26 protein-coding genes are annotated in these 24,409 nt (G+C 40.3%); 9 read left to right on the top strand and 17 right to left on the bottom strand.

The window, feature by feature from the left end; all coding sequences use genetic code 11:
• Positions 1 to 15 precede the first annotated feature (15 nt).
• The 5 genes from PR809_RS03110 to PR809_RS03090 are packed head-to-tail and all read left to right on the top strand — an operon-like array spanning position 16 to position 3,160.
• A complete protein-coding gene (locus PR809_RS03110) occupies positions 16 to 750 on the top strand; it encodes a fimbria/pilus periplasmic chaperone (protein WP_336298711.1) in 735 nt (244 codons plus the stop codon).
• Between the two features lie 27 nt (positions 751 to 777).
• Positions 778 to 1,260: a fimbrial protein gene (locus PR809_RS03105; RefSeq protein WP_102138571.1), complete on the top strand. Its 483-nt coding sequence runs from the start codon at positions 778 to 780 to the stop codon at positions 1,258 to 1,260.
• Between the two features lie 10 nt (positions 1,261 to 1,270).
• Entirely contained in the window at positions 1,271 to 1,774 is a 504-nt protein-coding gene (locus PR809_RS03100) for a fimbrial protein (RefSeq protein ID WP_102138570.1), read from the top strand.
• Positions 1,771 to 2,286, top strand: coding sequence for a fimbrial protein (locus PR809_RS03095; RefSeq protein ID WP_166267390.1), 516 nt, complete (start codon positions 1,771 to 1,773; stop codon positions 2,284 to 2,286). The genes PR809_RS03100 and PR809_RS03095 overlap by 4 nt, the downstream gene beginning before the upstream one ends.
• A gap of 19 nt (positions 2,287 to 2,305) precedes the next feature.
• On the top strand, positions 2,306 to 3,160 hold the full coding sequence (locus tag PR809_RS03090) for an MrpH family fimbial adhesin (protein WP_102138722.1): 855 nt from the start codon (positions 2,306 to 2,308) through the stop codon (positions 3,158 to 3,160).
• Between the two features lie 60 nt (positions 3,161 to 3,220).
• On the opposite strand, the gene PR809_RS03085 is transcribed toward PR809_RS03090, so the two are convergent.
• The 3 genes from PR809_RS03085 to PR809_RS03075 form a co-directional block, all read right to left on the bottom strand.
• Positions 3,221 to 3,550 (bottom strand): cupin domain-containing protein, encoded by a 330-nt coding sequence (locus PR809_RS03085; protein ID WP_102138568.1) that lies wholly within the window; start codon positions 3,548 to 3,550, stop codon positions 3,221 to 3,223.
• Between the two features lie 34 nt (positions 3,551 to 3,584).
• A complete protein-coding gene (locus PR809_RS03080; protein WP_102138567.1) occupies positions 3,585 to 4,892 on the bottom strand; it encodes an MFS transporter in 1,308 nt (435 codons plus the stop codon).
• Between the two features lie 63 nt (positions 4,893 to 4,955).
• The gene (locus tag PR809_RS03075) at positions 4,956 to 6,116 is read right to left on the bottom strand and encodes a mandelate racemase/muconate lactonizing enzyme family protein (RefSeq protein WP_102138566.1); all 1,161 of its coding nucleotides are present in this window, start codon (positions 6,114 to 6,116) and stop codon (positions 4,956 to 4,958) included.
• Between the two features lie 250 nt (positions 6,117 to 6,366).
• Here PR809_RS03075 and PR809_RS03070 point away from each other — a divergent pair, with 250 nt between their 5' ends.
• The gene (locus PR809_RS03070) at positions 6,367 to 7,095 is read left to right on the top strand and encodes a GntR family transcriptional regulator (RefSeq protein WP_102138565.1); all 729 of its coding nucleotides are present in this window, start codon (positions 6,367 to 6,369) and stop codon (positions 7,093 to 7,095) included.
• A 24-nt stretch (positions 7,096 to 7,119) separates the two neighbouring features.
• Here PR809_RS03070 and PR809_RS03065 read toward each other — a convergent pair whose 3' ends face one another.
• Entirely contained in the window at positions 7,120 to 7,653 is a 534-nt protein-coding gene (locus PR809_RS03065) for a beta/gamma crystallin-related protein (protein WP_102138564.1), read from the bottom strand.
• Between the two features lie 82 nt (positions 7,654 to 7,735).
• Entirely contained in the window at positions 7,736 to 7,999 is a 264-nt protein-coding gene (locus PR809_RS03060; RefSeq protein ID WP_102138563.1) for a DUF3811 domain-containing protein, read from the bottom strand.
• A gap of 156 nt (positions 8,000 to 8,155) precedes the next feature.
• Between PR809_RS03060 and mnmH the strand changes: the two genes are divergently transcribed.
• Positions 8,156 to 9,244, top strand: coding sequence for a tRNA 2-selenouridine(34) synthase MnmH (gene mnmH, locus PR809_RS03055; RefSeq protein ID WP_206276302.1), 1,089 nt, complete (start codon positions 8,156 to 8,158; stop codon positions 9,242 to 9,244).
• An 83-nt stretch (positions 9,245 to 9,327) separates the two neighbouring features.
• On the opposite strand, the gene PR809_RS03050 is transcribed toward mnmH, so the two are convergent.
• From PR809_RS03050 to PR809_RS03035, 4 genes are all read right to left on the bottom strand, one after another.
• Complete coding sequence (locus PR809_RS03050) at positions 9,328 to 9,981, bottom strand: LysE family transporter (protein ID WP_102138561.1); 654 nt, start codon at positions 9,979 to 9,981, stop codon at positions 9,328 to 9,330.
• A gap of 106 nt (positions 9,982 to 10,087) precedes the next feature.
• The gene (locus PR809_RS03045; protein ID WP_102138560.1) at positions 10,088 to 10,552 is read right to left on the bottom strand and encodes a YaiI/YqxD family protein; all 465 of its coding nucleotides are present in this window, start codon (positions 10,550 to 10,552) and stop codon (positions 10,088 to 10,090) included.
• A 78-nt stretch (positions 10,553 to 10,630) separates the two neighbouring features.
• A complete protein-coding gene (locus PR809_RS03040; RefSeq protein ID WP_206276301.1) occupies positions 10,631 to 11,122 on the bottom strand; it encodes a GNAT family N-acetyltransferase in 492 nt (163 codons plus the stop codon).
• 64 nt (positions 11,123 to 11,186) lie between these two features.
• Positions 11,187 to 12,404 (bottom strand): MFS transporter, encoded by a 1,218-nt coding sequence (locus PR809_RS03035; protein WP_206276300.1) that lies wholly within the window; start codon positions 12,402 to 12,404, stop codon positions 11,187 to 11,189.
• Positions 12,405 to 12,515: 111 nt separating this feature from the next.
• Here PR809_RS03035 and PR809_RS03030 point away from each other — a divergent pair, with 111 nt between their 5' ends.
• Positions 12,516 to 13,103 carry a TetR/AcrR family transcriptional regulator gene (locus PR809_RS03030; protein ID WP_195698711.1) on the top strand — a complete coding sequence of 196 codons (588 nt, stop codon included), beginning with the start codon at positions 12,516 to 12,518 and terminating at the stop codon, positions 13,101 to 13,103.
• On the opposite strand, the gene PR809_RS03025 is transcribed toward PR809_RS03030, so the two are convergent.
• The 4 genes from PR809_RS03025 to PR809_RS03010 all read right to left on the bottom strand — a co-directional run bounded on the left by PR809_RS03025 (position 13,100) and on the right by PR809_RS03010 (position 16,820).
• Complete coding sequence (locus PR809_RS03025; RefSeq protein WP_102138556.1) at positions 13,100 to 13,855, bottom strand: DUF4184 family protein; 756 nt, start codon at positions 13,853 to 13,855, stop codon at positions 13,100 to 13,102. The genes PR809_RS03030 and PR809_RS03025 overlap by 4 nt on opposite strands.
• 102 nt (positions 13,856 to 13,957) lie before the next feature.
• On the bottom strand, positions 13,958 to 14,983 hold the full coding sequence (locus PR809_RS03020; protein ID WP_195698709.1) for a threonine aldolase family protein: 1,026 nt from the start codon (positions 14,981 to 14,983) through the stop codon (positions 13,958 to 13,960).
• Positions 14,984 to 15,177: 194 nt separating this feature from the next.
• Positions 15,178 to 15,813 (bottom strand): DNA oxidative demethylase AlkB, encoded by a 636-nt coding sequence (gene alkB, locus PR809_RS03015; RefSeq protein ID WP_206276299.1) that lies wholly within the window; start codon positions 15,811 to 15,813, stop codon positions 15,178 to 15,180.
• A 134-nt stretch (positions 15,814 to 15,947) separates the two neighbouring features.
• A complete protein-coding gene (locus PR809_RS03010; RefSeq protein WP_206276298.1) occupies positions 15,948 to 16,820 on the bottom strand; it encodes an EamA family transporter in 873 nt (290 codons plus the stop codon).
• An 84-nt stretch (positions 16,821 to 16,904) separates the two neighbouring features.
• On the opposite strand from PR809_RS03010, the gene PR809_RS03005 reads away from it, so the two are divergent.
• A complete protein-coding gene (locus PR809_RS03005) occupies positions 16,905 to 17,399 on the top strand; it encodes a MarR family winged helix-turn-helix transcriptional regulator (protein ID WP_206276297.1) in 495 nt (164 codons plus the stop codon).
• A gap of 46 nt (positions 17,400 to 17,445) precedes the next feature.
• Here the strand turns inward: PR809_RS03005 and PR809_RS03000 are convergent, their stop codons facing one another.
• The 4 genes from PR809_RS03000 to PR809_RS02985 form a co-directional block, all read right to left on the bottom strand.
• Positions 17,446 to 19,488 carry an SWIM zinc finger family protein gene (locus tag PR809_RS03000; RefSeq protein ID WP_206276296.1) on the bottom strand — a complete coding sequence of 681 codons (2,043 nt, stop codon included), beginning with the start codon at positions 19,486 to 19,488 and terminating at the stop codon, positions 17,446 to 17,448.
• Positions 19,485 to 20,639, bottom strand: coding sequence for a VWA domain-containing protein (locus PR809_RS02995; protein WP_102138550.1), 1,155 nt, complete (start codon positions 20,637 to 20,639; stop codon positions 19,485 to 19,487). The genes PR809_RS03000 and PR809_RS02995 overlap by 4 nt, the downstream gene beginning before the upstream one ends.
• Entirely contained in the window at positions 20,639 to 23,185 is a 2,547-nt protein-coding gene (locus tag PR809_RS02990; protein WP_206276295.1) for a DUF5682 family protein, read from the bottom strand. Before PR809_RS02990 ends, PR809_RS02995 begins: the two co-directional genes overlap by 1 nt.
• Before the next feature lie 112 nt (positions 23,186 to 23,297).
• A complete protein-coding gene (locus tag PR809_RS02985) occupies positions 23,298 to 24,401 on the bottom strand; it encodes an ATP-binding protein (protein WP_206276294.1) in 1,104 nt (367 codons plus the stop codon).
• Positions 24,402 to 24,409: the final 8 nt, after the last annotated feature.

The following is a 24,409-nucleotide window of genomic DNA, read 5'->3' as shown; positions in this document are numbered from 1 at the left end:
TGAAGGTAATCAATCATGATGAAAAAAATATCCGTTTTTTTATTAAGTAGTTTAATGGCAGCTCAGGCGTATTCAGCTATTTCAATGGACAGAACCAGAATTATTTTTGATGGAAATAATAACTCAGTGTCATTAACTGTAAGTAACAAAAACCCTCAGTTACCTTATTTAGCCCAAGGGTGGCTACAGGATGCTAAAGGTGACAAACTCACATCTTACTTCACTATATTACCACCCATCCAACGTATAAACGCAGGACAAACAAGTCAACTACGTATTGAATCTTTACCTGATATAGGCAAATTACCTCAGGATAGAGAAAGTTTATTTTTCTTTAATTTACGAGAAATTCCACCAACAAGTAAAAAAAGTAATGTATTACAAATTGCACTTCAAACACGAGTCAAATTATTTTATCGCCCTGCTTCACTAGTCATGGATTCAACCGAAATGAGAAATTCTCCATGGCAAAACAAGCTTATCTTGATTAAAAAAAGTGATGGTGTTTATGCAAAAAACCCAACACCCTACTTTATTATTTTAAATAGCATTAAAAAGAACCAATCGGCAGAAAAATTAGCGGGTTTTACAGTAACCGATGTCGAACCTTTTGCAGAGAAAAAATTATCAATTAGTGCCGAACAACTCGGAACAGCCCCTATTATTAATTATATCAACGACTATGGTGGCCAAGTCTATTTACCCTATAACTGTTCAGCAACCCAATGCCAAACACAACAAATAAAGTAATATTCTTTACAAAAGATGGGTAACATAATGTTTAAAATATCAAAGTTTCTATGCTTCAGTTTATTGTTATTTATATCGCTCTATGCATGGGCTGATGGCAAATTTGTAACAGTAAAAGTGAATGTGTTATCCGGTGGTTGTGTTTTAAACGATAATGAAGCAATTTTTGTGGATTTTGGTGATGATATTGTCATATCTCAAATAGATTCTGGGAAGTACATAGAAGTCATTGATTATGACTTATATTGCGATTCTAATTTTGATGAACTATATCTCATTTTTGATGGTGTTCAAGGTGAAACAGCAAACAGCCTTGATGTCGCAGATACACCTGGGCTTAATATCAAATTATTTATTGATAATAAACCTATGGTGATAGGAAGTCGTTATTACATAGATAATGACTCAAACTTACCTGCCTTAACTGCTGAATTAGCATTAGCAAATGGAATTCGACCTGTTGGTGGCGAGTTTTCTACGGCCGCGACACTTACTGTGGGATACCACTAGGATATTTATTATGAGAACAAGACACTTTTTATTACCGTTATTTATCATCGTAATAAATACGGCATCGGCAGTACCCGTTAATTTTAGTGGGCGTTTAATTGAGGGCGTGCCTTGTGTTATCAACAATAACCGCCCTATTGATATTGATTTTGGGGATGACTTAGTTGTAGCTCTCGTGCCCACAAAAGATGGGAAAACCTACATTCAAGACATTGATTTTGAATGGGAATGCAATGGAATTTCGTCTGGAACTGATGTCATTTTTAGCTTTGATGGGGCTCCCTCTGATTTTGACAAAGACCTATTGGCAATTAATGAGCAAGATGATATCGCATTACAACTTTATCAAGGTTCTAATTCATTAAAGATAAATTCAGATTTTTCATATACTTATCATTCAGATCACGATACGCCAGACCTAAAAGCCAGCTTAGTGAAGAGCAGTTCAAGCTCAGCACGTGTACACGCAGGAGCATTTACTGCAAATGCCACACTAACGGTAGCATACCAATGAAAAAACAAGTATTTACCCTACTGTGTTTTTTAACGGCAAATATCGTATCAGCCGACCAAGTTAATTTTTCAGGTGTACTGAGGAATGCCATACCCTGCAATATTAATAGTGACTCCGATTTAATTGTACCTTTTAATGAAATCAGTGATAAAGATCTCTACAAAAAAAAAGATGTCATGCAACCATTTGATATCACTCTCTCTGATTGTGAATATTTACCTGACTTCTCCTACTCGATGGCTTTCACTGGAATCGAAAACTCTAATATCAAAGGTGCTGTAGCAATTGATAGCGATAACGGAAGTGCAGGCTATGGCATCAAATTAATGAATGAGCATGGTGAAGTACAATTAAATGAACATTATCCATTACAAATAGATACTAAAAATGGTTTTCCCACCATCATTGCCTTTAAAGCCTATATTTTAGCTGAAGAGGACGCTATTAATAATAAAAGTATTCAGCTTGGTGACTTCACAGCTACAACAACTTTTAATATTTATTATGAATAACACATTTTATAAGAATATTATGAAAAAATTTATTTTTGCTATTTTACTGCTTGTTTCACCTTTAAAAGGTGCTCATGCCGAATTTGCTGCTCAAGGTGAGTTCGTTGCTGATTATGGTGCATGGATCGAAGCTAGGTATATTCTACGTGGTGATCTAGAACATGATAATCGTCCAATGGCCATGCAGGCTTCTGGTTCCTGCCCTTGTGACATTGAACTCGGTTCATGGGGAACCTATGCTGATGGTAGCTATGGTGCAGGAAACTCGCACATTGTCAGTTTTGATACCCATTCCGTTAGATTGACTGAAAGAAATTCCTGGGATGAAAAACCCGTCACCTTTAGCGAGGTTGCCAGAGCGCTAGAAAAAGGCAATCTATTGAATAGAAAAATACAAGGCCGTTGGCAGTTTTACCCAAGAAAGCCAGGAGTAGGCTTCTGTTTTAATTTAGGGATCTTATATCGACAAAAGATGCAAATAGCACAAACAGCGAACAATCCAATTATCTTGTGCTCTCCATTAACTCCAACTAATATTAACTGTAACATTGAAGGGCCTGATTATTTAGATCATGGCACATTATCTAATAGCTCACTAAATGGTAATAAGGTATCTACTGATTTTCGAGTGAGCTGTACAGAAACAACAGATGTAAAAATTACAGCGATAGCTGGGCTTGATGGCGATAATGTTATATTTATTGCCGATGGCCTGGAATCAGAAATTAATATTGATGGTTCTCCTGAAACAACGCTACATGTTGATGCATTTAGCCAAAAACAGTTTCAGGTTTCTAGCCAATTAATTAAAACAAAAGATATTCCACCAAATGAATATTCAGGAATATTCCTTTTATCTGTTGAAATACCATAATCAATAAATGAAGAAAAGCGGCTAACAGAACGTTGCCGCTTGATAATACAGTGAAAAATTTTAATTCTCTATAAGAAAGTCCTTTCTCATCGGGACAAATATATCTAATATTTCCCCGCTCTCTAAACATTCACATTGGTGTTTTTCATTAGATGGAATATAAATAACATCACCACTATTGACTCTATTTTCTATTAAACCAACACGGTAATTAAATGAGCCAGATACGATATAACTCATCTGTTCGTGAGGATGTTCATGTAGTTCACCAACTGTTCCTGTTGTTAGCAATACCTTTGCTATCATCATGTTTTCACTACCAAGAAATATTTTCCGTGATGTTCCAAGCGAAATATTCTTGGCATTTATAGTCTTATCGAAAATAAACATTACTTGAATTCCAACGTTTTTGTTCTGCGGTTATTTATTTTATATTAATGCACTTTTCTTCATTGCTTTCGATGGGAACAATAGGCTTAATATCTCTTAACATAATTAAATAAACCAAAGCTCCGATAGCACAAGCAATCCCAGAAACAATTAAGGCCCATATAAATGATCCCGTAGCTGCAATAATATACCCTGTCACTATTGGGCCTAATATTCCACCGCAATTAGATACGGCACTTTGCATGCCACCTAATACTGAAGTCATATTGCGTGGGGCAACATCTCCTGGTAAAGACCAAATGGCAGATGCGGCAAATGCAAGAGCTGCGTAAGATAAACATAATAATGTCATCATTAGCGTAACTGATTCAACTAAACCTGAAAATGCAATACTCGTGGCAATTAACATTCCCCCTACAATCGGAATTTTACGTGCAAGACTGACATTATTATATTTGATAAATAAATAGTCAGTAACCCAACCGCCCAACCATTGCCCTGCAATACCACATAATGGTGGAAGCATTGCTGCAAAACCCATTTCTTCAAGGCTCATCCCCCGCTCCATCATTAAATAAGCGGGAAACCAAGTAATAAAGAAATAGATAGCATAATCCAACATGAAAAAACCAATACACATTGCTTGAACATTACGATAGCGAATTAATTGGTACCATTTCATTGGTTGGATATTATCGATACCCTCTTTTTTAACTTGTCCTTCTCTAATATAAGCAAGTTCTTCAGCACTAATTTTAGGGTGTTGTTCAGGATCGTGATAAACCTTAAGCCAAGCAAATACCCAAATAATACCGAGGGCTCCACAAATAATAAATGCCGCTTCCCAACCCCATTTAGCAATAATCCACACCACTAATGGCATAGCAAAAGCAGTACCAAATTTTGAGCCACTATCAAATAATGCCGTGATCCTACCGCGTTCTCTATCCGGGAACCATTTTGCTGCAATACCACTATTACACGGATAAGCCCCTGCCTCTCCCATTCCCATTAAAATACGCGTTGAAATAAAACTCAACGGTGTTTTAGCTAATGCTGTTGCTGCGGTAGCTAGTGACCACCATAATACAGACCCTGCCAATGTTCTTCTTTGTCCATATTTATCTGCAATAAAGCCAGCCGGAATTTGGCAAAGAGCATAACTAAGAAAAAAGGCAGACATAATCCACCCCATCATTTCTGGGGATATTTGTAACTCTGCAGAGATCGTTGGTGCTGCTGCTGACATCACCGTTCTATCAAGATAATTAATAACAATTGCGAGTGTCATTAAAATTGCTATCGAAAATCTGACTTTTGTACCTTTATTTTTATATTTCATAGTAACCAGACCTTTATATAAATGGAGGCCAGAAAGAGGTTTCTTTCTGGCTAATAACTTTAGTTACTTAAATAAACGTTCAGGATTTATCGTGAATTTAGCGAGTTTCTCGATATCCAACTCAATACCCAGACCTGGTGTATTAGGTATTGTGAGGTACCCTTGTTCATCAACTTTGAAAGGCGTTTTAACGATGCCATCAATATATTGGCTACCGCCAATAAATTCGACATAATCCACTTGTGGGAAAGCGGCCGCCATTTGTAAATCAGCAGCAAGCCCCATTGCGGTATTCCAGCCATGGCCAACATATTTCACGCCAAACTCATCCGCTAGCCACGCGATTCGGCGCTGTTCAGAAATTCCGCCTACCTTAGTCACATCCGGCTGAACAATATCAAACGCTCCTTGCGATAACCATGGCAAAAAAGCCTGACGGCGAGTCAATACTTCACCACCAGCAATGGCTACAGGGCTCTCTTTACGCAGTACTTTGAAATCTTCAATATCATCAGGCCGCAAAGCTTCTTCAAACCAACCCACCTGATATTCAGCTAACATATGTGAGGTTTGGATTGCCCATTTTAAGCCATTCGGCCAATATGCATCGCTCGCTCCTGCATCAACAAATAGTTGGGAATCTTGCCCTGCAGCATCCCTTGCAGCTTCGACAATTGCACGGTCTAATTGTTGATCATTACAGCGGCCAAAAGGTCCCCAACCTATTTTAAATGCTTTAAATCCTAATGATTTATATTCTAGGATCACCTTGTGCATAACATCTGGTTTTTCCATCAGCAACGAACAGTAAGGTTGGACTTTTGACCTATAGTTACCACCTAATAGCGTACTCACCGGCAGCCCTGTTGCTTTACCTAAAATATCCCACAGTGCAATGTCGATCCCACTAATTGTGTGTGTAAGAGTTCCTCCACGACCCATCCAAAAAGTATTCTGTCTTAACTTTTCAGATACTCGCTCTGGTTGTAACGCGCTTTCACCAATACATAAAGAAGCTAGCACTGGGATAGCCGCCTCAACCAAGCGACCATCAGTAAATACACTGCCATAGCCTGTAATACCTGCGTCAGTATGAACCGCAATGATGGCATGAATAGGATCTTCTGGTTTTATTTCATTTGACCAGCCCCCCTTAGGGCTTTCTCCAAATAGTGGAACTGCAACAATCTCAGTAATTTTTATGTCTTCCAATCGTTTATCCATCATTTTTTCCTTCACTTTTCTTTCAATAACGGCTTATCAATTGGGTGCATTAAACTAGATTGTAAGATTGTATACAATATTCAATCGTTCTAATTGTGATCTGTATCGAGTTTGGTCTAAATAACGTATGACTGTTATTTCTATGTTTTTTGTGGTCTATGATTTGATGATGTGATAATTTTATTAGAACAAAATTTGAATATCTAAAATCATTACTATTTGATTAATAAAAATTTTATAGGCATTTACGATGACTGATAGTAAAAAAAACCTTTTTTTAGGTGGGACGGCAAAAAATGATTACTGGCAGCCTATTAAAGCAAGAACACTGACTGACGATGTGGTTGACAGGTTAGTTGAAGCCGCCACACGTGGCTATATTTTGCCTGGTGATCGTATTGTCGAGAAAGAAATTGCGGAAAAAATGAACGTAAGTCGAGTTCCTGTTAGGGAAGCCCTTCGAGTTCTCGAAAGCCAAGGTATTGTTATCAATGAGCCTTTTAAAGGTATTCGTATGGCTCCAGTTTCGGAAGAACGCCTTGATGAGCTTATCGAAGTACGGGTCTTATTAGAATTACATGCTATTAGAAGGTTTATTTCTCAGAAAAAGCATTTAGATAAGCAATGCATTGATGAACTAACCGAATGTATTAACCAAATGACCAAAGCTGCGACACTCGAGGATAACTATCTTTTCTCCCTCAGTGATGTCCATTTTCACCGTACATTGTGTGAACTAAGCGGCAATAAAACATTAACGTCGTTATGGGAAAATGTAGCAAAACAGCTCACTATTATTATTGGCATATCAACATTCACTAAGCCAATGGAAGAAATTACCCAAGAACACCATGTGTTGCTGGATAAAATTTGTACGGGTGATTTACCACTTTTAGAAAAAGAAATTAAAGAGCATATCCGCAATCAAAATAAAAAAGTTAATTTCAATCAGGCCGTCGATAAAAAAAGAGAGCAATAAGGCCAGACACACTGGCCTTTGACGTTATTGCCGTTTAATAATTTTAATTGAGCGGGTTTTTTGGCTATAGCCCAATGTATTGTGCGAACCACCCATTTCGGTATGGTATTTGCCAGTATAATTATCGCCTTCGTAAAAACGTACCATCCAGCCATCAGGGATAGTATAAGAAGCTATTTTATCTGCGAAATGGTGGCGGGAAAGATACGGAATATCATCAAATACTTCAATATAATCGCCCTTTTGCCACGATTTAGCGTAGACAATCAGACTTTCTTCAATATATTGATCACCAAACGATAATTTGCTGGTACTGCATTTTGCATCTTGAGCTTTACAGAAAATACTGCCTTGCCCTTGTCCTAATTCACAACGCCGAGAGGTTTTGTGTCGCGCAGTTTGTTCAGACATTGCAGCTTCTGCATAAAAGTTAGAAAAAGGAGATAAAGCGCAAACATGCACAACAACAGAATCATTACGGGATGGTTTCCCATGATAATTGGATTTTGCGACAGTTAAGCTACTGAATAACAATAATAATAACGCAATCTTTTTCATTTTTGAGGTCTTTAAATGATTTGAATGGCATAAAATTACAATTCCTTAATACAAATCACTAGCGGAACACTCTGATTAAAAATTAGCGATACCCTCTTTTGTGATTTTGAGAAGACCAACTGTAACTTGCATCACTAGGAACTAATTTATCTTTTTTCTTTTCTGCGCGTAATTTTTTCGCTTGTTTTTCGACTTCTTGAGATATTTCGGTAATAATTTGTTTTCTTACCTTGCTCTGCTCGGAATTTGTTAATTCACGGCCAAGTTTTTTCCTTTCTTGTGCGAGCCTAGTACGTACTTGGATTTTTTGAGTTTCGGTCATCTCTTGAATCGTTAGCATCTTCATAGTATTACCCCTTACTCACATTAAAATACCTACCAACAATATATCATCATTAAGTAGTAAAATACTAACCATCCTTTTAAACCTAACATTAATGCTAAGCAATGGGATTAAGAGTATAGTAATCCTATTGCAACTTTAAAGAATCTCGCTGTTATTATGGAATTAACCACTTCTTCGCAAAATATTCGCCAAATTTTAATCACTGACACACTACTCATCGATGTCAGAGCGCCTATCGAATTTCAGCAAGGGTCAATGCCTAATGCCATTAACCTGCCTTTGATGAATGATGATGAGCGCGCTGCAGTCGGTACATGCTATAAACAACAAGGTTCAGCGAAAGCCGTTGAACTAGGCCACCAGCTTGTCGGTGGAGACATTAAAATGGCTCGGGTCACTGCGTGGAAAGAGGCCTGTAAAAAAAATACCCATGGCTATATTTGCTGTGCGCGTGGAGGAATGCGGTCACATATCGTGCAATCGTGGTTAAAAGAGGTGGATATTGAATATCCTCTCATCAACGGTGGTTATAAGACATTACGACAAACAGCAATTGATGCTGTCAATGAATTGGTGCAACGCCCTATCATTTTAGTGGGCGGCTGTACTGGTAATGGTAAAACCACCCTAGTTCATCACTTAGCAAACGGAATTGATTTAGAAGGTCTTGCGCATCATCGGGGTTCTTCGTTTGGCCGTACGTTACAGCAGCAGTATTCCCAAGCCACTTTTGAAAATTATTTAGCGGTCAGCTTATTGAAAAAAGCTCAACATTGCCAACGCTGGGTACTGGAGGATGAAGGACGTGCCATTGGGGCAAATAGCCTGCCTCTTGAACTACGTACACAAATGGAAAAATCACCCATCGCTATTATTGACGACCCTTTTGAACTACGTCTTGAGCGTTTAAAATATGAATACTTTGACCGTATGACTCAAGACTTTTTAGCGGCTTTTGGTTTTGAACGCGGTTGGCAGGAATATAGCGACTACCTGCACCATGGTTTGTCTGCCATTCGTAAACGTTTAGGATCACAACGTACAATCGAATTGACTCATTTACTTGAGCTTGCTTTAGCGGACCAGAAAATAACTGGCGATACCCGAACACATTTTTCGTGGTTAGTCCCATTGTTGAATGAGTATTACGACCCAATGTATCGCTATCAGTTGAGTAAAAAACAGCAGCGCATCGTCTTTCGCGGTAATTATCAAGAAGTTGAACATTGGTTAACCCATCAATAATCAGTCATTTTTCTACTGTGAATAGCTTCATTTTATTGGGTTTGAGGCTATTTTATTGATTAATGGATCTATCATTAATCAATTTAGAACGGTGATTTTTTTATAACCAGTTCGCTGACACCTTGGTAAATCAGCCTTGTTGCCAATGCCCCTAAAATTACCCCAACGCCTTTACCGACAACTTTATGAACCCGTGAATAAGTTCTACGCACAGAAGTTAAAGAAAATGTTTGGCATAAAATAATTCGCCAAATTAATGACGCAATAACAATACCCATCCAAATGACTAACTTGGCCCATAGTGGTGTTGAAGGCGAAATAGTCGTCGAGAAAATACTCATAAAAAATAAAACCGTTTGTGGGTTTGATAAATCAGAAATCAAGCCCCGCCTAAAATAGACACCTGAAGGAAAACGTTCCATGGTATTTTCGGTGGACAGATTGAGTTGCGTTTTATTAGTGAACACACTTACTGCATAATAAAGTAAATATAAGCCACCAAGGATCTTAATGATTGAAAATAATGAGCCGAACTCCGCCATTAATGTGACCAGACCAAATAAGCCGAGCCCTGAATAAATGGCATTGCCTAACACCACGCCATAACCACAAGTTAACCCCGCTTTTTTACCTGAGCTCAATGTGGTTTGTACCACAATAAACAAATTTGCCCCAGGATTAAAAAAGGTCAGTATAAATAAGAAAAGTGTGATGATAATGCTGTGTAATGGGTCCATCATTTTTCTTCAAAAAATTTAAGGTTACCCATTATAGACACGGTATAGAGTGTAATTCTGTTTTGCTATGCACATTTTCTGAGCTTAAATCAGAAAATGTGCCGACCTATGATGACGCTAATGCTTTTTTACGTTGTAACAGCCACTTATCTAACTCATTGGCAAATTGCTGCCTGTCTTTCTGGTTTAAACTTGCGGGCCCTCCCGTTTGGATGCCACTGGCTCTCATCGTATCCATAAAGTCACGAATATTAAGACGCTCACGAATAGTCGCTTCGCTATAACGTTCCCCTCGAGGATTTAATGCATTCGCGCCTTTTTCCATAACCTCTGCGGCTAAAGGGATATCGGCTGTGATCACTAAGTCATCTTTTTGAGCTCGCAATACAATTTCATTATCCGCGACATCAAAGCCCGCGGGCACCTGCAAAGTTTTTAAAAAAGGTGATGGTGGTACCGTTAAACGCTGGTTTGCAACAAATGTTATTTGCACTTTTTCTCTATCTGCCGCACGGTATAAAACCTCTTTAATTACTTTTGGACATGCATCCGCATCAACCCAAATTATCATTATGACTTCCCAAATAGTGATTATATATAATGAAATATGATACCAGATAACAAAATCACAGGCTTAAGAAAATAGATTTTACAGTTTCATCACCATTTCATGCCACGTCATTCCGCCATGGTCAGATTCTGACGGTTTAACATATTGGTAGCCAAAATGCTTATACAGATCGATATGACGTTCTTTGCACATTAGATGAATTGTTTCTTTATTCATTTCTCTCATAGAATTGATAAACACTTTCATCAGTAAAGATGAATACCCTTTACCTTGGTATTTGGGATGTACTACCACTGACATAATGACGACATTTGGAGCTTGTGGGTCATGTCCAATAAGCTCTTTAAATTCTTCATCGGACATCACAACGTCCCATGCACAACCTGAATTAATAAAGCCAATCACTTCCCCTGCTAATTCCATACATAAAAAACCGTCTGGATATTGTTGGATCCGCGTTGCTATCTTTTCTTTTGTTGCGGCTTCATCCCCTTCATAGGATCCGACTTCAATCGCATAACAACGGTCGACATCATCAAGTGTAGCGGCACGAAAGACAGGAGAATGCATTAGATTACCTCATTACATTATTTTTTATGATTTTATCACTACATGGTTTATTTTTTCGTTGTTTTTAATGGCCATTTTCGCATTCAACTGCTATTTTTTGTTGGGTTTTATCGCGTAAGTAACTCAACCATGTTGAAATTAAAACGAAAATACCACCAGATATCGCAACAGCATAACCGGCATAAGGGCCATAAGTATCCACCATTTTACCCGTTAACATCGCGCCAATAGCAACGCCAATATTTAACCCAGCGAGTAACCAGGTCATTCCTTCTGTCAATTTATTTTGCGGAACAATTTTCTCAACTAATGTCATCGCAATGATCATCGTCGGGGCAAAGAACAACCCGGAAATGAACACCACCACAGATAGAGAATAAACCCCGACGACCCACCACATCGGCACAATAGAAAGAAACGTCATTAAGCCGCTGAGGAATAGTAAGCGAGGCAAAGGCGTGTTAAAGGTTAACCCCCCAAAAACAATCCCCATTGCACATGAACCGACTGCATAGGCCGATAACACTAAACTGGCCATCGCCGGTTGCTGTTGTAATTGAGCCAAAGTAACACTCAAAATATCCACACTGCCGACAATCACACCTAAAGCAATCATCAATGCAATCAGTAACTGCAACCCAACCATTGAAATAATTGATTTATTCGGCATTACAAGATGATCAGATGCTACGACTTTGGGTTCAGTACTGCGTTGTGAAATAAACAAAGCCATTCCCACGGCTAATAAAACTGCTGCCACCAGCAAGCCTGCTTGAGGAAATAAAGCGACAGTGATCCCGACAGACAACGGAGGGCCAACAATAAAAGTGGCATCATCAAATACAGTTTCTAATGAATATGCCGTTTGTAATATAGGCTGATTTTTGTACAGCGCAGTCCACCTTGCCCTGACCATCGCCGACATACTAGGCATTGCACCCGTTAGCAATGCACCGATAAATAAACCGATATCAGGTAACGATAACCACGTTGTTATGATGATAATAAACACACCGAGCACACTGATAACAGTCACCACTGGCAAGACGCGAAATTGGCCATATTTATCCACTAAACGGGAAATTTGTGGAGATAGCAACGCATACGTTAATACAAAAGTTGCAGAAACAAGCCCTGCCAAGGTGTAACTCCCTTTTAGCTGTGCTAACAAGGTAATGATCCCGATCCCCATCATCGGTAACGATAAACGCGCCAGTAACCCTGCTATCACAAAGCGTTGGTTTTCTTTTGCCTGAAATAACTGCTGATAGCGACCTATCACATGAGCTCCAATATGAAATTTAATTATACATACTTTGTGTATGTATAATCATGATATAATCATACACATTGAATGTAAATAATTATACGCCCTGTATGTAAGAGAGTTTTTATGGCAAGAAGAACACAAGCGCAAATGGCAGAAACACGTGCGAATTTGCTAACTACAGCGCGAGAGCACTTTAGCCGGCTTGGTTATGCAGAAACTTCAATGGATGAAGTTGCAGCAAGTGTCAATCTCACACGTGGTGCCCTTTACCACCACTTTGGCGACAAACAAGGCTTATTTACTGCCGTTGTTGAGCAAATCGACTCACAAATGAATGCACGTTTACAAGCAATTACTCACCATACTGAAGACCTATGGAACAGTTTTTGTCAGCGCTGTCATGCTTACTTAGAAATGGCATTAGAGCCCGAATATCAACAAATTATTTTGCGTGACGCAAAAGCCGTATTAGGCGATTTCTTAGCTAAATCAAACTTGCAATGTACCGAACAGATTGAACGTTTACTCTATGAGCTCGCCAAAAAAGACATTATTAAAGATATTGATACCCACGCATTGGCTTTTTTGATTAATGGAGGTCTCGCTGAAGCGGCCTATTGGATTTCACAAGGTGATAGCCAACAGCGATTAAAGAAAAGTATCGCTGCCATCGATATCATGTTATCAGGGCTATTACTCACGAAAGGCTAACTCTGCATTGCCTTTCGCTGGCGCTGATATTTTATCAGTGCAAACAATATACTTGCTGTAAAAAAAACAGGCACTAGCAGTGTCAGTTCTAAATATACAAAGCGATTAAAACTAAGCACATCCCCTTTCATGGCTAAATTATAAGCAAATGGTAAGGAAACACACGCTGAAATAATGGCAATCTTGAGCAATACCATTAACTTTTTCGCATACCGTAGCTGCTGAACTGCAGATTGCCGGCGGTAGAACTGCTTGTATTTTATCAACAAGTACAACGCCCCCAATAAAGAGCCAAGGTGTTGCAGTAATTTATAAATAGCAATTTCTTGGCTATCTGTCATGTTAAATACGACAATCTGCAAGAATTCGGCGTGCCGAACAAAAGCCCCCGACTGATGAGTAAAAGCATCCCAGATAATATGGCTTGCGGCACCAATATAAAAAGAAAGCACGACAATACAGAATTGTCGAAGTGAGCTTACACTTCTGCTTTTTAGGGGAAATGGGACAGCATAGTGGAGAAAAAAAGCACTTTTTTGTACAAAAATAGTGATGAGTAAACATAATGGTAAGCCAGTATATAACCAGCCTATCAAGTCATGAGCCGTAGTCGCTGCCGAGTACCACATCATTGAATAAAATAGATCTGGGCTTAAGCTGCCTAAAATTAAAGCAGGCAAGCTTAAAAAGCGCCCAAATCGACTTTGTTTAATCGGAAAAACAACCGCAGGATGGGAAAAAGTCCAAGGCATGGCAAATTGCTCATTAACGTCATCAATATCCCGCCATCATGATAAATAAAACCCAATAAATATAGGCGAAATATCGGAAATATTTATTGGGATGATAATTACCTAAAGTAAAGCTTGGAAAGTCTGCTTTAATTTGTCTACATCTTGCTGAGTTGTTGACCATGAGGTACAAAAGCGAATACAGGTGGTTTCCGGTGTCGGCTTACAAATTAAGCTTAACTGGTAGTGCGTTAATAATTTATTCGCCAATGCATTGGGAAAAATAACAAAAACTTGGTTTGATTCTACAGGCGCAAGAAACTGGAAGCCCTTTTCGGTAAAAAATGAAGCTAATTGTGATGCCATCTCATTAAGGTGGCTTCCCAACTTAAAATACAAATCATCATTAAACAGTGGCTCGAACTGGGCAGCGAGTAGCCAACCTTTTGCTTGTAACCCACCTTTTTGCTTAATACTAAAACGGAAATCTGATTGCAATGCGGGGTTTACAATCACTAAGATCTCCCCAGTTAATGCGCCTATTTTCGTTCCACCGATATAAAAAATGTCGGTCAATTTCGCGACATCTTCAATGGTTAAATCACTATATTTCGACATTAAACCAGAAGACAAGCGAGCACCATCCATAAATAACAGTAAGTTATGAGCGTCACAAATCTCGCGTAGCGCAACTAGCTCTTGTTTACGGTAAACAGTGCCAATTTCGGTTGAATTACTGATATAAACAAGCTTAGGCTGGACAGTATGTTCATCACCATGCTCAGATAACACTTTAGTAATATGTGCGGGGGTTAATTTACCTGATGGTGAGTCAATGGTAATGACTTTATGGCCTGTCGCTTCAATTGCCCCCGTTTCGTGGACTGCGATATGGCCACTCTCCACGGTGATCACCGCTTGGTGAGGTCGTAATACATGGGAAATCGTTGTCAGGTTAGTAATTGTACCGCCATTAAAGAAATGAACATCAGCACTAGGTTGGCCAATCCTTAATCTAATTTGAGCCGCGACCCTGCTACAAACCTCATCAGTGCCATAACCTTTGAAACGTTTCCCTGATAAATCATTTAAAGTCTGCATAACTGCAGGGTGAGCTATCTCATTATAATCATTTAAAAAGCTATACATTCACTTACCTACCAATACCTAGTTATATTAATTTATAATCATCATTTATAGGTGTATCCAATTTATTATTCAATGATATTTTTTCTATATAAATACCAAATTTAACGATTAATATTATTTAATCTACTGAAATGAAATATTAAGTCATTCATGGTCTATTTAATTGATAAATCGGCATACTGTAAAAGGTGAATTTAGGGTTGAGAACGCCTAAACGTCAAGTTATAGCGGTAAGGCCCTAACAACGGGTGTACACCTGATTTAATACGACGTACTCCATGATAATTTAACCGTGACCGACCGCCCCATACCAAGACATCCCCATGTTCTAAATAAACAGCGACTTTAGGCGCATCTCGTGTTGCCCCACCAAAATCAAAGGTGGCTGGTAATCCTAAAGAAAAAGAGACAATCGGCTGAGTGAAATCGGCTTCGTCTTTGTCTTGGTGCAATGACATTGCAGCGCTAACTGCATATTGGTTAATTAAGCAGGCATCAGGGATAAAATGATCGAAGCCAGCGGTGCTCGCTGCAGAAATTGCCAATTGAACAAATGGAATAGGCATAGGTTGCCATAGTTCATTAGTGACAGGGTCACGCCTACTATAGCGGTATCCCTTCTCATCGCTTACCCAGCCCCACTCACCACAGTTAGTCATTGCTGCAGACATTTGATAGCCATTTGGGGTTGCCATGTGCCTTAATGGGTTAGCAGCAATAACGTTGCTTAATGACTGCAATAGTGCATCACTTTGCCCCAGTAAAAACCCTTTGAGTAAAAAAGCTTCGGGTGCAATTTGCACCGTATTATCTTCATCAGGAAATAACATATTAGCCACTTATTTATAGACCGCATGAATACTCTAATGAATATTAACACAGGGAAAAGTTGCTCATTGCATCTAGTTAACAACTTACAGGCAATGAACAACTTATAGGCAATGAGGAACCTACAGAGCTTACTTTAACGTTGATAAGCTAAAGTCACTTTTCTTGTTTCAGCTCGTTGGCTCGCCCACACGCTGAGTAAAATGACAATCATACCAATAAATTGCAAAGTGCTAAGTTGTTGGTTGAGATAAAACCACCCCAAAACTACTGCACTCACAGGGCTTAAAAACCCAAGAGACGCAACTGAACTTGGGCCTAGTATTGCAAGCCCACGGAACCATAAGGCATAAGTTAATGCTCCACCAATAAGCGTTAGATACCCCAATCCAATTAAATTTAATGAGCTCAACGCTGGTAAAGCTGGCTCAAACACAATGGCAAAGGGTAATAAAACTAACCCTCCCGCAGTTAATTGCCATGAAGTAAAGGTTAAAGCACTGACGGGTGGCTGCCAGCGGCGGCTTAATACCGTTCCCGCCGCCATTGAAAATGCGCCAGCTAACCCTGCAATAATGCCTAGCGGATCTAAAGCCGCATTCGGTGTTAAAAGCAATATCGCCACCCCGAATACCCCTGCAATTGATGCCATAATAGAAACTGGTGATAAACGGTTATTTAACAACCAACGACTTAAAAATAAAACAATTAATGGCTGTACAGCGCCAACCGTTGCAGCCACACCACCAGGTAAGCGATACGCAGCAATAAACAATAACCACCAAAATAGAGAAAAATTTAAAACACCTAATACCACCACACGTAACCACCAAATACCCTCGGGTAGTTTTCGTAGCACGAGTATCAATAGCAACCCTGCAGGTAAAGCGCGCAATACCGCCAATGTTAATGGTATCCTTGCGGGTAACATTTCTGTTGTCACTAAGTATGTACTTCCCCACACAATCGGTGCTAATGCCGTCAACCCTAAAACCGTTAGTCGATTCATATTTCTGCTCTTTCAGTTTATCTTGACGTCAAGATATGTGCATTTTACCTTGACGTCAAGATAAATAACCGCCATTATTTGCCTATGGATAGAATAGATAAAATCACTCAACAGTGGGAAAGAGAACGCCCTGACCTCGATATTAGCCCAATGGGGTTAATTGGCCGGTTGGGTAACGTCGCGTTTCACTTAACTCGTGAAATGGAAAAGGTCTTCGCTCAGTTTGGCCTTAACCGTTCAAGCTTCGATGTGCTTGCGACATTACGCCGAGCAGGAGCCCCTTATACACTGAGCCCGGGGGAAATGCTATCGACGTTGATGGTCACATCGGGGACAATGACCAACCGAATAGACCAATTAGAAAAAGCGGGGTTAGTCAGCCGCCATGCCAACCCTGATGACGGCCGCGGTTTTTTGGTTTCACTAACAACCGAAGGCTTAACGCTAATCAACCAACTTATTGAAGCACATACACAAAACCAAGCCCGCCTCGTTGCTAAATTATCGCAAAAAGAACAACAAGCATTAGATCAGTTACTGCGGACATTCTTAGCGTCATTTGAGTCTAATGAGAAGTAACACACTGTTGATACATAATGAGGGAGTGATCTTACTCCCTCTTATATTATTGATTAAATTGAAAAGGCAATGGCATTTGTAACCTTTCAAAACGGCCACATAAATAGACTAACTGTAATAGTACTTCAGGTTGTAAGTCACTGGAGGCAATCAATGGTTTGAATTGATTAGCCAGCCAAAGAGCCCCCAAATCCTCTAGCGTTCTAATAACATACGCAATTTCATTTTGTTGGGTTTGGGATAAACATTGCCTTCCTGTGCACGCTTGCGTTTCCAATACTGAAAGTATTGGCCGAACAAGCTGGCTAGCCAACGTTAATTCAGGCACAAAAACTTGGCTTTTTTGCTGCTTTTTCGCCATATATTCGATAATTTTATTAAAAAAGCCTGAACGTTGTTTCTTACGTGGTGTACTTTCAAAGTCTAAGTAGAACAGCTCAATACCCTGTTCCTTTTTTAACCATAGCGTTTTGGGTACCAACTGAATCGCCTCTTGCGAATGACTTACCTGCACCGTCACAGCACAAATTGGCCATTGCTGTTTCGTAATAAACCGCAATTCTTCAATTTTATGGTCATCACTCCCTTGCCAGTTTAACCGTAAAAATGCCCGATTTTGTTGTGCGTCAGTCACCGCCCATAAGACACATTGTTCTGTTTCATCCCAATAGAGCGGCTCATAGTCATCAATATGCAATAAAACCGGGGAAAACCGATTGTCTTGTGTGAGTGTTGGCAATTCATTAGCCGCCAGCTGCCAATCGGTATAACCAAATTCAGCTTTAATGTTAAGGTAATCATTGGTTGTTACCCCCTTTTCTTTAGTGCTAACCGCATAGCTTTCGCCAGTGGCTGATAATTTACCTTCCTCTGATAACCGCGGTGAATGCAATTTAAAGGGGGTTTTCATCAAACTTTCGGCTGTATGTTTCCATAACGCCAGTGTTTGCCAAACATTTTGTCGATTAAACGTTGGGTCAAGGCTATTACTACGACCTTGCGTGCATTGAATGATTTTTTTATTTTGCCGATCCCAGAAACTCAATGTAGCCCCAATCGCACCACTCTCGGTTTTCCACCAGTTTGCATCAATAGGCAATAAATCAAATTCTATGGATTGATCGCTATACTGCCGTCTTTGTAACCCTTTGAGTTCAATAAGCTGATGTTCATTTGCTACTGATAATTGGTACAAATAAGCTGATATCTCGGCAATTAACCGCAAAACTTGCCCTTCATCCATCGTAAAATGTTTGTCGGCTAAGCGCTTAACTTGTTGGCTAAGGCGTCTCATATCATTAGCTAAGCGAGGCAGCCCTTCTGCTCGTGCTGACATATTCAGTAATTGCAACTGGCTAGCACTGCTTTGGCTAATATGTGACAGTCCTTGCCGTAACATATCCTGAATAAATTGTTCGATGGAACCCATCACCACTTTATCGTCTTGGCTAAGTCCCTGTTGATGCACTTGACCTGCGGTTAGCTCTTCTGGCCAATGCCAATCTTGGCCATGCTGAAGCTTCAATTTTGCAATAATAGCGAGATGAACCGCATTTTTTTGTTTTTCGGGTAGAGATGAAATCATGCCCTGTAAGCCACTATTACGCATATAAATAATTGGCTCATCATATTCTGGCAGACTAATTTTTAACTGGTTCGATTGCGCTTCATAAACCAGTTTGTCGTCTTGCCATTGCGCTATAAATTTCAGCGCTAAACGAAGTTCAGGCTTAGTTGCTTGTTTGATTAAGCTCTCTGGTTGCAGTGCGAATAATTCGCTTAGTACCGTTTCACTGGCTATCGGTTCCGCTGGATCAATTTCTGTAGTTGCATTCGACTGTACCCACAAAACTGCCGCCAAAATGTGTTTACAACACCCTGTTGCGGGGCAATCACAAGTGGCTTTTTGGATCCCTTGCGCATCTAAAGAAACGCTTTGACCATCACTCGTAAATGTTCCAGCGTCTAAGTCTGTTGGGTTAACCTTTTGGTTTTCAACATCTTTGCGGGCACGTCTCAGTAACCCCACATTCGCAAATACGGCTAATGCATCGTCGTCATACTGTAAATAACTGTTTTTCCAACTCATTGCATGACCTCAGCTAACCATTGAGCAAAATGTTCCGGGGTTAATGCAGCAACATGCATCCCTCTATCAGCGAGTTTTTGGGCAATTTCAGGATCATAAACGGGAAGTGCTTCATCATCCAACGCGGCTAAACCTAACAACTTCACTTGTTGGCTATGCAAACGTTGTGTGCAATTGAGCAAATGATTCAGCGCGCCACCCTCTTCAAAATCGCTGATTAAGCTAATCACAGTGCGTTTTGGGTTACGTATCAAACTTTCACAATATTGCATCGCTTTAGCGATATCCGTTCCGCCACCCAATTGCACGGTCATTAACACTTCAACAGGATCTTGTGCAAGGTGGCTTAAATCAACAACTTGAGTATCAAAAACGACCAAAGACACGCGTACAGTCGGTAATGCCGCTAAGATACTCGCGCACACGGCCGCATACATAATAGAACTCGCCATCGAGCCACTTTGGTCAACACACAGGATCACATCCCACGGTAAATGTTGTTGTTGACGAGAATTAAAATGAGGTGTTTTTATCACTAACCGTTGATTTTGTTTATCGTAATTTTTCAAATTAGCGGCAATCGTCCCTCGCCAATCAAAATTACGGCTGTTTGGGACCAGTGAACGTTGAAAGCGGTTACGTCGTCCTGTTAGTGCGTGGCGAAATTGGTTACGTATTTGACTTAGAATATCATCCACGACTTTGCGTATAATATTTTTAACGGCATCACGGGTTTCTTCATTCATCTTCCCGCGTAGGCTTAACAACGCTTTTGCGAGGGACTTTGTCGGCTCCATGGCATTTAGCGCTTGTGGGTCCTTTAACAAACTACTGATCTCATAACGTTCTAAAGCCTGAGATTGCATCCGCTCAAAGGTACTATTAGGAAACAATTTACGGGCTTGGTTTAACCAATTAACCGCGGTCAATTGGGAAGCATCTAAAGAACCATGACGTCCAGTTTCTTGCTTTAAGCCTCGACGTTGGTATTCTCTTCGATACAAAAAGTCCAAAGAACGTTCTATTTTCAACTCTTCAGCACTGAAGGTAGCTTGGCCAAGTGCGTTATCGGCATATTGCCCGAGTATTAAACGCCAGCGCTTAGCCAGTAGAAGTTGTTCAGGGGTTAATGTGACATTTTTTTGACTCATTATTTACCTTCCTGAGCGCGAGCAAACCAACTTTGTAACCCTAATTCAGTGAGCTGGCTTTGTAATTGTTGTTCGAGTTGAATAACTTGCATCATTTGTTGCTCATTAAACTCTGTTTGGTGCAGTGTGAGTTCTTTTGCCTCAATCGCTAAGTCTTGTGCCACATATTGTGCCATTTGTGCATTTTGTTTAGGCGTTAATTGGCTAAATGCAAACCGTAAATCGGGTAATACTTGAATAAAACGCCCTTCATCCCATTCACTAAGTAACTGATTTAACATATCAATGAGTAATGGTATGCGTAAGACTAACTCGGGTGCGGTTCGCATCACACCAATAAAATAGCCAATGGCCATTTCAGGATCACTACCGGAGCTGAACGCACGCTTAATCTCTTCTGTTAGAACGGATTCATCTATTTTTGCCCCGAGATAGCGCAAAGCATCCACCGCACCTTTTAAAAGTGGCGTATGGTTTAATTGACCTTGACAGCGGTCTAATTCCTGATAAAAATCAATGGCATAATCATGATTTTTATTGATTTCAGGCATGAAAGTGACTAATTCACGGCAAGAAAGCAAGGCTGAGAAATGGGGTTCTTGCTGCTGTTCATCCCCCTGCGTAATTTGTGCAAAGCAATAAAACGCTTGTTGCAACAAGGCATCTAAACGTGCTTCGATAGCAAAACCATCGTCAATATCAAAGAATTGGCGACCCCGCCACAGATGAACAAGTTTATGACCACACGCAATCAATGACGCAAACTTTGTATCCTGTTGAATATAACCATCTAACAAGGAAAATAATGCCGGCATCCGTTGATGCAACCCAATCAATGCTGCTTGCATGAGTAACCCGACCGCACTTTGGCTTGAACGACTAACACCTTGCTGTTCTAGATTTTTCTCCATTTCAAACAAACGGTTTAGGGCAATAGCTTTTAATTGCGTTCCTTGTTCTGATAAGGCAATTAATTCCCCTTCAACATTGGGCGTCCACGCGTATTGCCATTCTTCAAACAATAAATCCATTTGGTTACCAGAAAAAAAGTTTGGCCCAGATAGATGCTTAGCAAAATGGATATCGAGAAATGCTAATAAATGCAGGAATCGGCTACGCGCACGATGTTGTTGATTACGATAGACATCTAAGCGACTCACCTTACTTAAGGTGTCATCAAGTTTGAAACGAAAACTTTTTGCGATTTCATAAGTTTCAGTGACCAGCGGAGGCGTTGCTGTCCCTTTGGGGATTTTCCCGAGTAAAAAGCCAGAGAAACAGGTTTTTATTTCCTGCCAAAGCTCAATTTGGCTTTCATCTAAGCTACCTTTGATAAAAACACTTTGTAACCCATCTAACAGATCATAGCGCCCAGGGCCTGCATGCCCACGAAAGGCGGCAAGACGAATGCTTTGCTCTGCGGCCAATTTAACCGATAGAAAGCCAGGAGCGGCTTCAAATTGCTTTTCACGTAAGACATGCGCAACTTTAGACAGATAGGCAACACCTAAACGATTTCGATAAGCTTGTGTAGGTTGATTGTCGCCTGCCATCTGGGCTTGGCGTTGCTCTAATAATGACAACCACGACTGCTGGTAAAATGCGGGGGAAGGCATCCCTGATGCATAGCCATTCAATGCATCGAGTTTGTCATAGCTATAGCGAATAAACCAAGCCTTGTCTTGTTCGCCCAGTTTTTGCTGTTGGGTAAACGCTTTTTGTTGTGCCGCAGAAAGCTTAAACTGCTGTTTGCGCACTTCTTCCAACCCTTTAAGTAGCGCAAGGGTATGGAATCCCCCCGTTACCACGACAATTTTAGCTTCCGGATGTTGGGCTTTAATGGTTTGGATATGCGACTGCATATATTGCTCACGCTGTATGGAACCTTCTGACTCAAGGACTTGGGGTTCATAATCAAGTCGTGCCAGAGCACACCAGATAAAGCTATCCATAAAAAAGGCTGGCCAATCTGCGAGCTGTTCAATTGCTCGTAATTCAAAAATCTGTTCCCATAATTCATCATGGTCACGGCAACCACTTTTTTTCGCAAGCTGGCTAATAAACAAGCTATGTGCTAAGTAGCGCTCTTTCTGCAAACTTTGAGATTGCAGATCATTGGCTTCATCTTCATTAACTTGTGCTGTCCATGGTAAATCAATAAAACGTAATTGGGCTTGGTATTGCTGGCCTATGTGCAAAGCTTGCCATTCAGGGGAATATTCACAAAAAGGAAAACAGGCAGAGCGAGTGACGGCGTCACTTTTATCATCCTCCTGTGTGGTTTTTAACTCTGTTTGCGCCATAATAGCGACAGGTGGCTGAGTATCATGATGTAGCAAACTGGTCAGTAGCCCATTAAAACTATCAGGCCCTTCAATTAAAACGTAATCGGGTTTTATGTGCTCAATCAAAGACAGTGTGCTGTATGCACACGCAGGGCTATGATGACGAATTGGCGCAAAATAAATACCCACTGACTCAAGTTGTCGCCTATCTTGTAATGCTTTTTCAATGCGTTCTGGTAAAGGTATCGATAGCAAGCTCACCGCTGTTTCCCTAAGGGTTATTCGCCTTAAATGGCCTTTTGCTGATTTAGTTATCATGAAGACGAATTAGCAGAGCCCTCACGGCTCTGCCATTGTGATAAAAAATTTATTGTCAAAATGCCCTTGATGCATCAAAAAAGGCTTTCCACTCTTGGCTGTGTTTTGCCCTTTCTCTCGCGACATTATCAATGTAATAACGCATCCGTTTGATATCATCAGGGTTATCTTTTAACACCACACCAATAAGCTGCCGTGCAACGGCCCCTGCATTGAGCGTACCATCCCCTAAGTAATGGGCTTCAAGCGCACATGCATAAGCAATATTCACGGCCTCAGCTGTCGACATCACCGCATCTGGGGTTTTAATATTGCCCCCATCTTTGGTATTCCCTGAACGCAACTCTTGAAAGGTGGTGACTAACAGTTCAATAACGTTGCTAGGGATAGTCACTAGGCCGTTGAGGTCGGCTAACTCTGTGGTTAATTGCTTATTAATCAGTTCAATTTCAAAGGCGGGGTCTTGGATTGGCCGCACAGTTTCAAAATTAAATCGGCGTTTTAGTGCTGATGACATTTCATGAACACCGCGATCACGCAAGTTCGCTGTACCAATCAAATTAAAACCTTGCTTCGCGCTGATCCGTGCATTGTCTTTCATTTCCGGGATCATCATTTGCTTTTCTGACATTAAACTGACCAGCACATCTTGAATTTCAGGTGGGCATCGGGTTATCTCTTCAAAACGAACGATTTTACCTTCTTGCATGCCTTGGTATAACGGTGAACTCACCAGAGCCTTTTCCGTCGGGCCTTCTGCTAGTAGCAAAGCATAGTTCCACGAATATTTAATATGATCTTCAGTTGTACCTGCGGTTCCTTGAATGGTTAAACCTGAGTCACCACTAATTGCAGCAGCTAATAACTCCGATAACATGGATTTCGCTGTTCCGGGTTCCCCCACTAACATTAGTCCTTGTTTTCCTAATAACGTCACAATTGCGCGGTCAACTAAAGCATCATCACCGAAAAATTTTGCAGAAATATTGAGTGATCCATCACCTAAGATAAATTGCCTAACGGCACGAGGCGATCGCAACCACCCTTGTGGTTTCGGGTTCTGTTTATCTGCTTCGGTTAAACGTGCCAATTCATCGGCAAAACGAACTTCTGCGCTTTCACGCAGAACATTCCCTTGTGTTGTTTTATTTTTAGTCATTCCAAAAT

This window comes from Providencia sp. PROV201 (assembly GCF_028479545.1).
In the GTDB taxonomy this organism is placed as follows: Bacteria; Pseudomonadota; Gammaproteobacteria; order Enterobacterales; family Enterobacteriaceae; genus Providencia; species Providencia huaxiensis.
Note: the sequence above shows the minus strand (reverse complement) of the source record. Positions and strands in the feature narration are given on the sequence as shown.